This window comes from Citrobacter sp. Igbk 17, assembly GCF_028069775.1.
GTDB lineage: Bacteria > Pseudomonadota > Gammaproteobacteria > Enterobacterales > Enterobacteriaceae > Citrobacter.
Genome location: NZ_JANEWI010000023.1, coordinates 13523 through 27865 on the forward strand (window position 1 = coordinate 13523; position 14343 = coordinate 27865).

The window sequence follows — 14343 nt, forward strand, 5'->3', positions numbered from 1 at the left end:
ATCGCGGCTAATCATAGCTCAGCATGAGTCATTTGAGAATGCCGGATTTACATTCACTGAACCCGGCACAGTCGAAAGCGTCCAATTTTGCACCGCAGTTTGCAGTAATTCTTCCACACTCAGCGCTTGCCACGGTATTGCAGTGCTCTGACCGAGGAAACGCAACGCCTTGATGAGAATCGGGCGTGGATCGCTGTGCGGTAGGGCAGGCGCATGATTCTGCTTAGAAAGTTTAGCGCCTTGCTCGTTGAGCGCCAACGGCAGATGAATATAGTCCGGTACTTGCCAGCCGAACTGCTGATACAACGAAATTTGGCGTACAGTCGGTTCGATGAGATCTGCACCGCGTACAATCTCAGTTACCCCCTGGAAGTGGTCATCAACCACCACCGCAAGGTTATAAGCAAACAGTCCGTCGCGTCGGTGGATAATAAAGTCTTCCCGAGCAAGCTCTGGGTCGGCGTGAATGTTGCCGCGCAGCAGGTCGTTAAAGTGTAAGACGGGATGCTGTTGCTTGATGCGTACCGCTGCATTTTCCGGCCCGTGGCGTAACGCGCGGCAATGACCGTCGTAAATCCCGCCAATACGCTGAATACGGGCGCGTGTACAGGTGCAGTAGTAGCTTAAATCTTGTTGTTGTAACCAGGCCAGTGCCTCACGGTAGGCGTCATGGCGTTGCGACTGCCACACGATTTCGCCATCCCAGTGCAGCCCGTAATGTTCCAGCTGACGCAGAATCGTCTCTGCAGCACCGGGAACTTCACGAGGGGGATCGATATCTTCAATTCGTACCCGCCAGATTCCACGTTGTGCACGGGCCTGCAGATAACTGCCGAGGGCGGCTACCAGGGAACCAAAATGCAGTTCACCGGAAGGTGAAGGGGCAAAACGGCCAATATAGGGTTTGTCTGTCATGTCGATGGATAATATAAAAGAATAAGGCGGGAGAAACTCCCGCCCAGGTATTGTCGGATTAGCGTAATGCTATCCGGCATGCAACAGCCTACGGGATTAACCCGCCATCTGTTTTTCGCGAATTTCTGCCAGCGTTTTGCAGTCGATGCACAGATCGGCTGTTGGACGGGCTTCCAGACGACGAATACCAATTTCTACGCCGCATGATTCGCAGTAGCCGAAATCTTCGTCTTCTACTTTCTTCAGCGTCTTCTCGATCTTTTTGATCAGTTTGCGCTCACGGTCACGGTTACGCAGCTCAAGGCTGAATTCTTCTTCCTGTGCGGCACGGTCAACCGGATCAGGGAAGTTAGCCGCTTCGTCCTGCATATGAGTCACAGTGCGATCGACTTCATCCCTGAGTTGATTACGCCATGCTTCAAGAATACGCCTGAAGTGCGACAGCTGGGCTTCGTTCATATACTCTTCGCCCGGTTTCTCCTGGTACGGCTCCACCCCAGCGATGGCGAGAATACTCAGGGACGATGTTTTACGGTTTTGCCCTTCTTGCATGTTGCTTCTCCTTAACACGCACTATCGATCCCCATGTTCGGGGGAAAAATCAGGTCGCTATAAATAGCAGATGCTTTTCCGGATAGCAATTATCTATACGTAACACTTGACAACCCTGTGAGGAAAAGCGTATTTGCGCACGCGGCCAGAATACTAATTAACCCGTTGTTCACACCATTATAAGGCAATGGGCAACGGTTCTTTAAGAGTCATACCATGGGCAGAAAGTTCCGCTTTATAAACCAGAATTTCGACCCCCTTTAGCTGTGCTTCGACTAATAACTGCGCATATTTTGCATCGATATGGCGCGCGGGTGAAAACCGTGTAATGGCTGAATGTAGTACCGCGAAAAATATGACTGCACGTTTACCTTCAGCCGCTACGCTCATCAATTCCCGAAGATGTTTCTGACCTCGTTCAGTGATGGCATCGGGAAAATAACCATACTCTTTTTCCGCCAACGTGACTGATTTTACTTCAATATAGCAGTCAGTCCGGGAATCTGCCTGTAACAAAAAATCAATACGACTGCCTTCTGCGCCGTATTTTACTTCACTTTTCAACACACTGTAGCCAGAAAGCTCCGCAATGAGTTCATTCTGAATCGCCTCTTTCGTTAAGCGATTGGCCCATAGCGTGTTAACACAAATAAAAGCATCAGATCCGGTTTGCGTTAATTCCCATGTATGTGGATATTTCCGTTTAGTATTTTCTGATGTTGAATACCAGACGGTATCACCAGGGGTTGCGCATCCGGTCATTGCTCCGGTATTTGGGCAGTGTAGCGTCAAGGTTGTGCCATCAGGTGTGATCACATCCGCTAAAAAACGTTTATAGCGCTGAATTAGCGTAGCGCGTTGTAAAGGGGGAGAAAATTGCATGAATAATACCCTTGATTACTTGCTCAGCGCCCAGCGTTGCAAGGTTGAGTAGCGAGTGCGTCCTCGCTCAAATGACGAGGCGTAAAGCGCAAACTCCGTAACCGGAAATGACCAGCAAAAACCGGGGGGCGGGATGGCGACTGCATGGCTGGCATCGCGCAAGAGCGTGATATGCGGGTGAAAGGGCTGCGGGCTTTGGTAGCATCCGCTGCGTGCGGCCTGTGCTCGCAGCATGTTGGCCAGTTGCAATAGCCCACGTGGCGGCTGGCGCATTCCCAGCCATACCACACGCGAACGCAGCCATTGCCCTGCATCGTCCAGCCTGAGCGTAAACGACGGCTGGCGAATGCGTCCGGCCAGCTGTGATAGCGCCTGCTGTTTCTCCGCACTGACATCCCCTAAAAAAGCCAGCGTCAGGTGCAGATTGTCCGCGGCGACAGGGCGGCCCGCTTCCGGTGGAAATTGTGCGGCTCGCCAGTGGATGAGCTGCTCCCGAACCTCAGTAGGCAATTCAATGGCAAAGAACAGCCGTTTTGGCTCAGACATGATGGATACTCGGTTATGAATTAACGCGATGCTACAATGCAGCGCGAAGAATGTTAACCCTCTGGAGTCATTTGTGACGTCGTTGCCCGTTGCCGCCATAGTGCCTGAACTGCTTACTGCCCTTGATGCCTCACCGCAGGTCCTGCTGACTGCGCCGACGGGGGCCGGGAAATCGACCTGGCTGCCGCTGCAGTTTCTGAAGCATCAGGGGATTTCGGGGCGCATTATCCTGCTGGAACCGCGTCGTCTGGCGGCTCGCAATGTGGCACAACGACTGGCGGAGTCGCTAAACGAAAAGCCCGGCGAAACCGTGGGTTACCGCATGCGCGCGCAAAGCTGCATTGGGCCGCAAACCCGGCTTGAAGTGGTCACAGAAGGTGTGCTCACGCGCATGATCCAACGCGATCCAGAATTGCAGGGGGTTGGTCTGGTGATCCTTGATGAATTTCACGAGCGCAGCCTGCAGGCGGATCTGGCACTGGCGCTCCTGTTGGACGTGCAGCAAGGCCTGCGGGATGATTTAAAACTGCTGATTATGTCAGCCACACTGGACAACGGGCGTTTACAACAGCTGTTGCCTGAAGCGCCTACCCTTGTTTCCGAAGGACGTGCGTTTCCTGTTGAACGGCGCTACCAGCCCCTGGCGACGCATTTACGTTTTGACGAAGCGGTTGCCATTGCCACCGCGGAGTTGCTGCGTAACGAGAGTGGCTCGTTGCTGCTATTTTTACCCGGCGTGGGGGAGATCCTGCGTGTGCAGGAGCAATTGGCAGGCCGCGTGGGCAGCGATATCTTGCTGTGCCCGCTGTATGGCGCATTATCGCTGACCGAGCAGCGACAGGCCATTTTGCCTGCTCCAGCGGGGCGACGTAAAGTCGTGCTGGCAACCAATATTGCTGAAACCAGCTTAACCATTGAAGGTATCCGTCTGGTGGTGGACTGCGCTCAGGAGCGTGTGGCGCGTTTTGATGCACGCACGGGATTAACGCGACTGATTACCCAACGCATTAGCCAGGCCTCAATGACCCAACGTGCAGGGCGAGCAGGCCGTCTGGAACCCGGTATTTGTCTGCATCTGCTGGCCAAAGAGCAGGCAGAAAGGGCTGCGCCGCAAGGCGAGCCGGAAATCGTACAAAGCGACCTGTCCGGCCTGCTGATGGAACTGTTGCAATGGGGATGCACCGATCCCGCACAGTTAAGCTGGCTGGATAGGCCGCCAGTCGTAAATATGCAGGCGGCAACGCGTTTGTTACAGATGCTGGGCGCACTGGAGGGGGACAGACTCAGTGCCACCGGACAAAAAATGGCGGCCCTGGGCAACGATCCCCGCTTAGCAGCAATGCTAGTCAGTGCTAACAATGACGATGAAGCGGCAACGGCAGCAAAGCTGGCGGCAATTCTGGAAGAACCACCGCGCGGTGGAAGTACCGATCTGGCAACAGCATTTTCACGCCACCAGCCCGCCTGGCAACTGCGTAGCCAGCAGCTACTGAAGCGCCTGAATGTGCGTGGAGGCCAGCCTGATAGCGAACGGTTAGCACCTTTACTGGCGCAGGCGTTTGCCGATCGTATTGCCCGGCGTCGTGGTCAGGAAGGGCGATATCAACTGGCGAACGGGATGGGGGCAATGCTGGATGCTGATGATGCATCGGCGCGCCATGAGTGGCTTATCGCGCCGCTGTTGCTACAGGGTAGTGCCTCGCCGGATGCTCGTATTTTGCTGTCTTTGCCGCTGGATATCGACAGATTAATACAGACGTGTCCTGAGCTGCTGCGACAGTCAGATACCATCGAATGGGATGAAACCCAGGGGACGCTGAAAGCGCTGCGCCGAATGCGCATTGGTCAACTGACAGTTAAAGTACAGCCGCTGGCTAAACCTTCGGAAGACGAGTTGCATCAGGCCATGTTGAACGGAATTCGCGATAAAGGCCTAAGTGTGCTCAACTGGACGCCTGAGGCTGAACAGTTTCGGTTGCGTCTGCAATGCGCGGCAAACTGGTTGCCGGAGTACGGTTGGCCTGCTGTCGATGATGCCTCGCTGCTGTCGACGCTGGAGAGCTGGCTATTGCCGCATATGAGCGGTGTGCACTCTTTACGCGCACTCAAAGCATTAAATGTGGCTCAGGCATTGCGCGGTTTACTGGACTGGTCAATGCTGCAACGTCTGGAGAGTTCGCTGCCGGCGCATTACACTGTGCCGACGGGAAGCCGGATAGCCATTCGCTATCACGAGGATAATCCCCCGGTGTTGGCGGTCAGGATGCAGGAAATGTTTGGCGAAGCGAATACGCCAACCATCGCCGAGGGGCGTGTGCCGTTGGTGCTGGAACTGCTTTCTCCGGCCCAGCGACCGCTGCAGGTCACAAGCGATCTGAGCGCGTTCTGGAAAGGGTCGTACCGTGAGGTACAAAAAGAGATGAAAGGGCGTTATCCCAAGCACGTCTGGCCGGACGATCCGGCGAATACCGCGCCAACGCGGCGGACCAAAAAGTATTCGTAATGAAACGGTAGGCCGGATAAGGCGTTTTACGCCGCCATCCGGCATAAATACAGCAGAAAATTGAGAGATTTCTTCTTCTGTCGCAGGACGGAAGAACAGAGAATCGGGCCCTTGCGCCTGAATGTTGCGGAGAAAAAGCATGGCGGGGAATGACCGCGAGCCAATTGGACGTAAAGGGAAACCGTCACGTCCGGCGAAACAAAAGGTGAGCCGTCGTCAACTCAGAGATGACGAGTATGACGACGATTATGATGATGATGACTATGAGGATGAAGAACCGATGCCGCGTAAGGGTAAAGGCAAAGGGCGTAAGCCTCGTGGTAAGCGTGGCTGGTTCTGGCTGCTGGTAAAACTGTCGATCGTCTTTTTGGTGCTGATCGCGATATATGGCGTGTACCTGGACCAAAAAATTCGCAGCCGTATCGATGGCAAAGTCTGGCAACTGCCCGCGGCTGTTTATGGCCGGATGGTTAACCTTGAGCCAGAAATGCCCATCGGCAAGAACGAGATGGTGAAACTGCTGGAGGCGACACAGTACCGTCAGGTGACGAAAATGACGCGCCCTGGCGAATTCACCGTGCAGGCGAAGAGCATTGAGATGATCCGCCGTCCGTTTGACTTCCCGGACAGTAAAGAAGGGCAGGTGCGTGCGCGTCTGACCTTTGATGGCGATCATCTGGATACCATTGAGAATATGGATAACAACCGCCAGTTCGGTTTCTTCCGTCTCGATCCGCGTTTGATCACCATGCTCTCTTCCCCTAACGGTGAGCAGCGTCTGTTCGTTCCGCGCAGCGGCTTCCCGGATTTGTTGGTCGATACGCTGCTGGCGACCGAAGACCGCCATTTCTATGAGCACGACGGTATCAGCCTCTATTCCATCGGACGTGCAGTGCTGGCGAACCTGACGGCTGGTCGTACGGTGCAGGGGGCCAGTACGTTGACTCAACAGTTGGTCAAAAACCTGTTCCTGTCCAGCGAGCGCTCGTACTGGCGTAAAGCGAACGAAGCCTACATGGCGCTGATCATGGATGCGCGCTACAGCAAAGACCGCATTCTTGAACTGTATATGAACGAGGTGTACCTCGGTCAGAGCGGTGATAACGAGATCCGTGGCTTCCCGCTGGCGAGCCTGTATTATTTTGGCCGTCCGGTAGAGGAGTTGAGTCTTGACCAGCAGGCGCTGTTGGTGGGGATGGTGAAAGGTGCGTCAATCTACAACCCATGGCGTAATCCGAAGCTGGCGCTGGAACGTCGTAATCTGGTGCTGCGCCTGCTGCAACAGCAGCAGATTATCGATCAGGATCTGTATGACATGCTGAGTGCGCGCCCGTTAGGCGTGCAGCCGCGTGGCGGAGTGATTTCACCACAGCCAGCGTTTATGCAGATGGTTCGCCAGGAGCTACAGGCAAAGCTGGGCGATAAAGTCAAAGATCTCTCCGGTGTGAAAATTTTCACCACCTTTGATTCCGTGGCGCAGGATGCGGCAGAAAAAGCGGCGGTGGAAGGCATTCCGGTGCTGAAGAAACAGCGCAAGCTGAGCGATCTGGAAACCGCGATTGTGGTCGTTGACCGCTTTAGCGGCGAGGTTCGTGCTATGGTCGGCGGCGCTGAGCCGCAGTTTGCGGGCTATAACCGCGCGATGCAGGCCCGTCGTTCCATCGGTTCTCTGGCAAAACCGGCAACCTATCTGACGGCGCTGAGCCAGCCGAAGCTGTATCGCCTGAATACCTGGATAGCCGATGCGCCGATTGCGCTGCGCCAGCCGAACGGCCAGGTGTGGTCACCGCAGAACGATGACCGTCGCTATAGCGAAAGCGGTAAAGTGATGCTGGTGGATGCGTTAACGCGTTCAATGAACGTCCCGACGGTCAATCTGGGGATGGCGCTGGGCCTGCCTGCAGTAACCGACACCTGGACGAAGCTGGGCGCACCGAAAGATCAGCTCAATCCGGTTCCGGCGATGCTGCTGGGGGCGTTGAACCTGACGCCAATTGAAGTGGCGCAGGCGTTCCAGACCATCGCCAGCGGGGGTAACCGTGCGCCATTATCAGCACTGCGTTCGGTCATTGCTGAAGATGGGACCGTGCTGTATCAAAGCTTCCCGCAGGCAGAGCGCGCCGTTCCGGCGCAGGCGGCCTATATGACGCTGTGGACCATGCAACAGGTGGTTCAACGCGGTACGGGTCGTCAACTGGGCGCGAAGTACCCAGGGCTGCACCTGGCAGGGAAAACCGGGACCACCAACAACAACGTGGATACCTGGTTTGCCGGTATCGATGGCAGCCAGGTGACGATTACCTGGGTAGGCCGCGATAACAACCAGCCAACCAAGTTGTACGGTGCCAGCGGGGCGATGTCGATTTATCAGCGTTATCTGGCGAACCAGACACCAACCCCGCTGGTGCTGACGCCGCCGGAAGATATTGTTGATATGGGTGTCGATTACGACGGTAACTTCGTGTGCAGTGGCGGTATGCGTACGCTGCCAGTGTGGACTACCGATCCGGACTCGTTGTGTCAGCAAGGTGAGATGCAGCAGCAGTCAGGTAATCCGTTCGATCAATCAACGCAGTCGCAGCCTCAACAGCAGCAGCAACAACAACCGCCGCAGCAGGAGAAGAAAGACAGCGACGGCGTTGCAGGTTGGATCAAGGATATGTTTGGCAGCAACTAATGCCTACCTAAAAACCCGCTTCGGCGGGTTTTTCTTTGGCGCCACTCGGCTTTGTTTTGCCTGATGGCGCTGCGCTTATCAGGCCTACGGAATTTGAGCAGCATGCCGCTATCCGGTACGCCTTCCGTTAAAACATTTCAGCCTAATTTATTAACCCTTTCTTTTCATCTGGTTATTTCTTAACCCCTTAGTTTTAGTAGGGTCGCGTATTGCTTGCGATCGCAACAGCGTTTCGAATATTATGCTCTCGTTATAATAATAATTCTCGTTTACGTTATCATTCACTTTCATCAGAGAAATACCAATGGCGCGTCTTAAAACTGCTCAGCCAAACTCCTCACTGCGCAAAATTGCAGTCGTGGTAGCCACAGCGGTTAGCGGCATGTCTGTGTATGCACAGGCGGCGGTTCAACCGAAAGAAGAAACAATCACCGTAACCGCAGCACCTGCCGCACAAGAAAGCGCATGGGGACCTTCGCCGACGATTGCCGCGAAGCGTTCCGCCACTGCCACCAAAACTGATACGCCTATCGAAAAGACCCCGCAGTCTGTTTCGGTTGTGACGCGTGAAGAGATGGATACCAAGCAACCGGCTACAGTAAAAGAAGCCATTGCTTATACACCCGGTGTTTTTGCTACCCGTGGTAGCTCTTCCACCTATGATGTAGTGACGATTCGTGGTTTTACCTCTCCAACCACGGTCAACACCAACCAGTATCTTGATGGCATGAAACTTCAGGGTAATAACTACTCTGAAGTATCTATGGACCCGTATTTTCTGGAACGCGTAGAAGTGATGCGCGGGCCGACTTCAGTGCTGTACGGCAACAGCAACCCTGGCGGCATCGTCAGTATGGTGAGCAAACGTCCGACAACAGAACCCCTGAAAGAAGTGCAGTTTAAAATGGGGACGAACAACCTCTGGCAAACTGGTTTCGATTTTAGCGATGCTATTGATGATGACGGCGTGTGGTCATACCGTTTAACGGGGTTGGGTAATAGCCAGAACTCTCAGCAGGAGATGTCAAAATCAACGCGCTACGCAGTTGCACCTGCGTTTAGCTGGCGCCCTGATGATAAAACAGATTTCACCTTCCTGAGTAATTTCCAGAACGATCCGTACGCGGGTTATTATGGCTGGTTGCCGCGTGAAGGTACGCTTGTTCCGTATTACGATGCAAATGGTAATCCGCACAAGCTGCCGACTGATTTCAATGAAGGTGAAGCGGATAACAAGATGGCTCGCCGCCAGCAGATGGTTGGCTACAACTTCTCGCATGCCTTTAACGACACCTTCACCGTGCGCCAGAACCTGCGTTATGACAAGGTGAAAACGCTCTACCGTTCTGTATATGGTTTTGGCTATAGTCAGCCTGGTGAGATTATCCGTAAATACGTTCGTTCTGATGAAGATCTCAATGCATTTACCGTTGATACCCAGCTCCAGTCTGCTTTTGCCACCGGTGATGTTGCACATACTCTGCTGACCGGTGTTGATTACTCGCGTATGCGTAACGATGTCAATGCGCTGTATGGCGATGCTGATCCATTAAATATGCAGAACCCTCAGTACGGTAACCCGAATATTGATGTCAGCGGACCGTATGCTAAGTACGCCGTGTTAAACCGTATGGAACAGACCGGACTCTACGCCCAGGACCAGATGGAATGGGATAAGTGGGTGCTGACGTTGGGCGGCCGCTATGATTTTGCAACCACCTCCACGTTGACCCGCTCCAGTAATTCACTGGCCGAAGTGAACGATCAGCAGTTTACCTGGCGTGGTGGTGTTAACTATCTGTTTGACAATGGTATTTCTCCGTACTTCAGCTACAGCGAATCGTTTGAACCGACATCCGGTTCAACGAAAGAAGGCAAACCGTTCGATCCGTCGCGTGGTAAGCAGTACGAAGCCGGTGTGAAGTATGTTCCGAAGGATATGCCAGTTGTACTGACGGCGGCTGTGTACCAGCTGACGAAAGATAAAAACCTGACGGCGGACCCGAACGATCCTACGGGTCTGTACAGCGTCCAGACTGGGGAGATTCGTTCACGCGGCATTGAACTGGAAGCAAAAGCAGCCGTAAATGCCAATATTAACGTTACGGCGGCTTACAGCTACACGGATGCGGAATATACCGAAGACACTATCTTTAAAGGTCAACGACCGGCGGAAGTACCACGTAATCAGGCTTCGTTATGGACCGATTACACGTTCTATGAATCAGCACTGAGTGGTTTGACCATTGGGGCTGGCGTGCGTTATACCGGTTCAACGGTGAGTTACTACAAAAACGATACTGCTGCAGGGAAGAAAAACGATTCGTTTAATGTGGGCGGTTATACCGTTGCTGATGCCATGGTGAAATACGATCTGGCCCGTTTCGGTATGGCGGGTTCGTCCGTTGCCGTAAACGTCAACAACCTGTTTAATCGTGAATATGTTTCCAGTTGCTATAGCGAATACGCATGTTACTGGGGCGCAGAACGTCAGGTCGTTGCAACAGCAACCTTCCGTTTCTAATTTCTCTTTGGGCACGCTTTGCGTGCCCGTTTTACAAGTTGGCCACTATGCAGGAAAACAGATCCCATCCCGACACGACGTTTGCGTTGAAGAATGTCTCCTTCCGTGTGCCTGGCCGCACGCTTTTGCATCCTCTCTCGTTAACCTTTCCCGTGGGTAAAGTGACGGGGCTTATCGGCCACAACGGCTCCGGTAAATCCACCTTATTGAAAATGCTGGGACGCCATCAGCCGCCGTCAGAAGGTGAAATCCTGCTTGATGAGCAGCCGCTGGAGAGCTGGAGCAGCAAAGCGTTTGCCCGTAAGGTTGCCTATTTACCCCAGCAGTTACCGCAGGCCGAAGGGATGACGGTACGTGAGCTGGTAGCGATTGGGCGTTATCCCTGGCATGGGGCGTTGGGACGCTTTGGTGTGGCTGACAGGGAGAAAGTGGAAGAGGCAATTACGCTTGTTGGACTCAAACCTCTGGCGCATCGCCTGGTGGATAGCTTGTCTGGCGGCGAGCGTCAGCGTGCGTGGATCGCCATGCTGGTGGCACAAGACAGCCGTTGCCTGCTGCTGGACGAACCAACCTCGGCGCTGGATATCGCGCATCAGGTTGATGTTCTGGCGCTGGTACATCGCTTGAGCCAACAACGTGGATTGACGGTGGTTGCCGTACTGCATGATATCAACATGGCAGCCCGCTACTGTGACTACCTGGTCGCGCTGCGCGGTGGGGAAATGATTGCAGAGGGAACACCTGCGGAACTGATGCGTAGTGAAACCCTGGAACTGATTTACGGTATCCCGATGGGCATTTTGCCGCATCCGGCCGGTGCCGCACCCGTGAGTTTTGTCTATTAATGATTGGATTACCTCATCTTTCCCGTCGACGACTGCTAACGGCAATGGCGCTATCTCCGCTACTGTGGCAAATGAATACAGCCCGCGCGGCGGCGGTTGATCCACAGCGTATAGTGGCGCTGGAATGGCTGCCTGTTGAGTTGCTATTGGCGCTGGGTGTTGCACCTTACGGCGTCGCGGATGTTCCAAACTACAAACTGTGGGTCAACGAACCCGCGTTGCCGGACTCCGTCATTGATGTCGGATTACGTACTGAACCGAACCTCGAACTGCTGACTGAAATGAAACCCTCATTTATGGTCTGGTCGGCTGGTTATGGTCCTGCACCTGAGAAGCTTGCACGTATTGCGCCGGGTCGCGGCTTTAACTTCAGTGATGGCAAAAAGCCGCTGGCAGTGGCGCGTCAGTCGTTGCAAGAACTGGCTCAGTTGCTGAATCTGCAGACCGCTGCCGAACGTCATCTGTCGCAGTACGAACACCTGATTGCCAGCCTGAAGCCGCGCTTTGTTCAGCGAGGCTCCCGGCCATTATTGCTGATGACCCTGCTCGATCCTCGCCATATGCTGGTATTTGGGCCTAACTGCTTGTTCCAGGAAGTGCTGAATGAGTACGGGATCCGCAATGCCTGGCAGGGTGAAACCAACTTTTGGGGCAGCACTGCGGTAGGGATTGACAGGCTTGCCGCCTACAAAGATGTTGATGTGCTGTGCTTCGATCACGGTAACAACAAGGATATGCAAGCACTGATGTCCACACCGTTGTGGCAGGCGATGCCATTTGTTCGCGCCGGACGTTTTCAGCGTGTTCCCGCCGTCTGGTTCTATGGTGCAACGCTATCGGCGATGCATTTTGCGCGCATTCTGGATAATGCGCTGGGGGGGAAAGCGTGAGTAAACGTATTGCGCTGCTCCCAACTCTTCTGCTAGCGGTTCTGTTTGTTGCTGCCTGCTGGCTGACCTGGTTTAACTTTTCCGCTGCTCTGCCGCGTAGCCAGTGGCAACAGGCTATCTGGTCACCGGATATCGATGTTATTGAGCAGATGGTATTCCATTTCAGCCTGTTGCCGAGGCTGGCGATTTCTCTGCTGGTCGGTGCCGGGCTGGGACTGGTTGGTGTGCTGTTTCAGCAGGTACTGCGTAACCCGCTGGCGGAGCCGACTACGCTGGGTGTTGCCACCGGGGCACAACTGGGCATCACGGTGACTACGCTGTGGGCTATTCCTGGCGCACTGACGACACAATTTGCGGCGCTGGCAGGGGCTTGTATTGTTGGGGCGCTGGTGTTTGGCGTAGCCTGGGGCAAACGACTTTCTCCGGTGACGCTGATCCTCGCGGGCCTGGTGGTCAGCCTGTACTGTGGCGCGATTAATCAATTGATGGTGATTTTCCATCATGATCAGCTACAAAGCATGTTTTTGTGGAGTAGCGGCACGCTAACGCAAACCGACTGGAGCGGGGTGCAAAGGCTGTGGCCGCAACTGCTGGGTGGCGTGATGTTGACGCTGCTGCTATTACGCCCAATGACGCTGATGGGACTGGATGACGGCGTGGCGCGCAATCTCGGACTGGCGCTGTCGCTGGCGCGCCTGGCGGCGTTAACGCTGGCGATTGTGCTCAGTGCTTTACTGGTCAACGCCGTCGGAATTATCGGTTTTGTGGGACTGTTTTCGCCGCTGTTGGCGAAAATGCTCGGCGCGCGGCGTTTGCTGGCGCGTCTGCTGCTGGCTCCGTTGATTGGCGCACTGATCCTCTGGCTCTCCGATCAAATTATTTTGTGGCTCACTCGCATCTGGATGGAAGTCTCTACGGGATCGGTGACGGCGCTGATTGGAGCACCGCTGCTGCTGTGGCTGCTGCCGCGTCTGAAGAGCATAAGTGCGCCGGATATGAATGCCAGCAACCGTGTCGTCGCTGAGCGTCAGCACGTGCTGATGTTTGCGCTGGCTGGGGGCGCAATATTGTTGCTGACGGTTGTGGTTGCGCTGTCATTGGGTCGCGATGCCCACGGCTGGAGCTGGGCCAGTGGCGCCATGCTGGATGAACTGATGCCCTGGCGCTGGCCGCGCATCCTGGCTGCACTGGTAGCTGGTGTAATGCTGGCTGTGGCGGGCTGTATTATTCAGCGTTTGACCGGTAATCCGATGGCCAGCCCGGAAGTGCTGGGTATTAGCTCCGGCGCGGCCTTCGGCGTGGTGCTCATGCTGTTTCTGGTGCCCGGCAATGCGTTTGGCTGGTTGCTGCCGGCGGGGAGTCTCGGCGCGGCGGTGACGCTGTTAATCATTATGATTGCCGCCGGGCGTGGAGGTTTCTCTCCGCACAGGATGCTGTTGGCGGGGATGGCGCTCAGTACGGCATTCACAATGTTGCTGATGATGCTGCAGGCCAGCGGCGATCCGCGCATGGCGGGCATTCTGACCTGGATGTCCGGCTCGACCTATAACGCTTCCAATGAACAGGTTTTACGTACCGGTATTGTGATGATCATTCTGCTGGCGATAACGCCGCTGTGCCGCCGCTGGCTGACGATTCTACCGTTAGGCGGTGACACTGCGCGGGCTGTCGGTCTGGCATTAACACCGTCGCGTGTTGGCTTACTGATGTTGGCTGCGGGTCTGACCGCTACGGCAACCATGACAATCGGTCCGTTGAGCTTTGTGGGGCTGATGGCGCCGCATATTGCGCGGATGTTAGGTTTTCGACGTACGATGCCGCATATGGTGATATCCGCGCTGGCGGGGGGCGTGCTGCTGGTGTTTGCCGACTGGTGTGGGCGTATGGTGCTGTTTCCGTATCAGATCCCGGCGGGACTGCTGTCGACGTTTATTGGCGCGCCGTACTTTATCTATCTGTTACGTAAGCAGAGCCGTTGAGGCTGATTCTTTTCATGTAGGCCGGATAAG

10 protein-coding genes are annotated in these 14343 nt (G+C 54.7%); 6 read left to right on the top strand and 4 right to left on the bottom strand.

The window, feature by feature from the left end:
• Positions 1–18 precede the first annotated feature (18 nt).
• The 4 genes from gluQRS to thpR all read right to left on the bottom strand — a co-directional run bounded on the left by gluQRS (position 19) and on the right by thpR (position 2895).
• Positions 19–915 (bottom strand): tRNA glutamyl-Q(34) synthetase GluQRS, encoded by an 897-nt coding sequence (gene gluQRS, locus NNO08_RS14435; protein WP_271456980.1) that lies wholly within the window; start codon positions 913–915, stop codon positions 19–21.
• Positions 916–1011: 96 nt separating this feature from the next.
• Complete coding sequence (dksA, locus tag NNO08_RS14440; RefSeq protein WP_003829221.1) at positions 1012–1467, bottom strand: RNA polymerase-binding protein DksA; 456 nt, start codon at positions 1465–1467, stop codon at positions 1012–1014.
• A gap of 177 nt (positions 1468–1644) precedes the next feature.
• Positions 1645–2349, bottom strand: a complete 705-nt coding sequence (sfsA, locus tag NNO08_RS14445; RefSeq protein ID WP_271442272.1) for a DNA/RNA nuclease SfsA — start codon at positions 2347–2349, stop codon at positions 1645–1647.
• A 15-nt stretch (positions 2350–2364) separates the two neighbouring features.
• Complete coding sequence (thpR, locus tag NNO08_RS14450; RefSeq protein WP_271442273.1) at positions 2365–2895, bottom strand: RNA 2',3'-cyclic phosphodiesterase; 531 nt, start codon at positions 2893–2895, stop codon at positions 2365–2367.
• Between the two features lie 73 nt (positions 2896–2968).
• Between thpR and hrpB the strand changes: the two genes are divergently transcribed.
• From hrpB to fhuB, 6 genes are all read left to right on the top strand, one after another.
• A complete protein-coding gene (hrpB, locus tag NNO08_RS14455; RefSeq protein WP_271442274.1) occupies positions 2969–5398 on the top strand; it encodes an ATP-dependent helicase HrpB in 2430 nt (809 codons plus the stop codon).
• A 139-nt stretch (positions 5399–5537) separates the two neighbouring features.
• The gene (gene mrcB, locus NNO08_RS14460) at positions 5538–8075 is read left to right on the top strand and encodes a bifunctional glycosyl transferase/transpeptidase (protein WP_271456981.1); all 2538 of its coding nucleotides are present in this window, start codon (positions 5538–5540) and stop codon (positions 8073–8075) included.
• 304 nt (positions 8076–8379) lie between these two features.
• Entirely contained in the window at positions 8380–10599 is a 2220-nt protein-coding gene (fhuA, locus tag NNO08_RS14465; protein ID WP_271442276.1) for a ferrichrome porin FhuA, read from the top strand.
• Between the two features lie 47 nt (positions 10600–10646).
• On the top strand, positions 10647–11444 hold the full coding sequence (fhuC, locus tag NNO08_RS14470) for a Fe3+-hydroxamate ABC transporter ATP-binding protein FhuC (RefSeq protein ID WP_271442277.1): 798 nt from the start codon (positions 10647–10649) through the stop codon (positions 11442–11444).
• Positions 11444–12334, top strand: coding sequence for a Fe(3+)-hydroxamate ABC transporter substrate-binding protein FhuD (gene fhuD, locus NNO08_RS14475; RefSeq protein WP_271456982.1), 891 nt, complete (start codon positions 11444–11446; stop codon positions 12332–12334). The genes fhuC and fhuD overlap by 1 nt, the downstream gene beginning before the upstream one ends.
• Positions 12331–14313, top strand: coding sequence for a Fe(3+)-hydroxamate ABC transporter permease FhuB (fhuB, locus tag NNO08_RS14480; protein WP_271456983.1), 1983 nt, complete (start codon positions 12331–12333; stop codon positions 14311–14313). Before fhuD ends, fhuB begins: the two co-directional genes overlap by 4 nt.
• Positions 14314–14343 lie beyond the last annotated feature (30 nt).

Excerpts from the sequence above, each read along its gene's own strand:
- mrcB (WP_271456981.1), top strand. The coding sequence starts at position 5,538 with ATGGCGGGGAATGACCGCGAGCCAATTGGACGTAAAGGGAAACCGTCA.
- sfsA (WP_271442272.1), bottom strand. The coding sequence starts at position 2,349 with ATGCAATTTTCTCCCCCTTTACAACGCGCTACGCTAATTCAGCGCTAT.
- dksA (WP_003829221.1), bottom strand. The coding sequence starts at position 1,467 with ATGCAAGAAGGGCAAAACCGTAAAACATCGTCCCTGAGTATTCTCGCC.
- gluQRS (WP_271456980.1), bottom strand. The coding sequence starts at position 915 with ATGACAGACAAACCCTATATTGGCCGTTTTGCCCCTTCACCTTCCGGT.
- fhuD (WP_271456982.1), top strand. The coding sequence starts at position 11,444 with ATGATTGGATTACCTCATCTTTCCCGTCGACGACTGCTAACGGCAATG.
- fhuC (WP_271442277.1), top strand. The coding sequence starts at position 10,647 with ATGCAGGAAAACAGATCCCATCCCGACACGACGTTTGCGTTGAAGAAT.
- thpR (WP_271442273.1), bottom strand. The coding sequence starts at position 2,895 with ATGTCTGAGCCAAAACGGCTGTTCTTTGCCATTGAATTGCCTACTGAG.
- fhuA (WP_271442276.1), top strand. The coding sequence starts at position 8,380 with ATGGCGCGTCTTAAAACTGCTCAGCCAAACTCCTCACTGCGCAAAATT.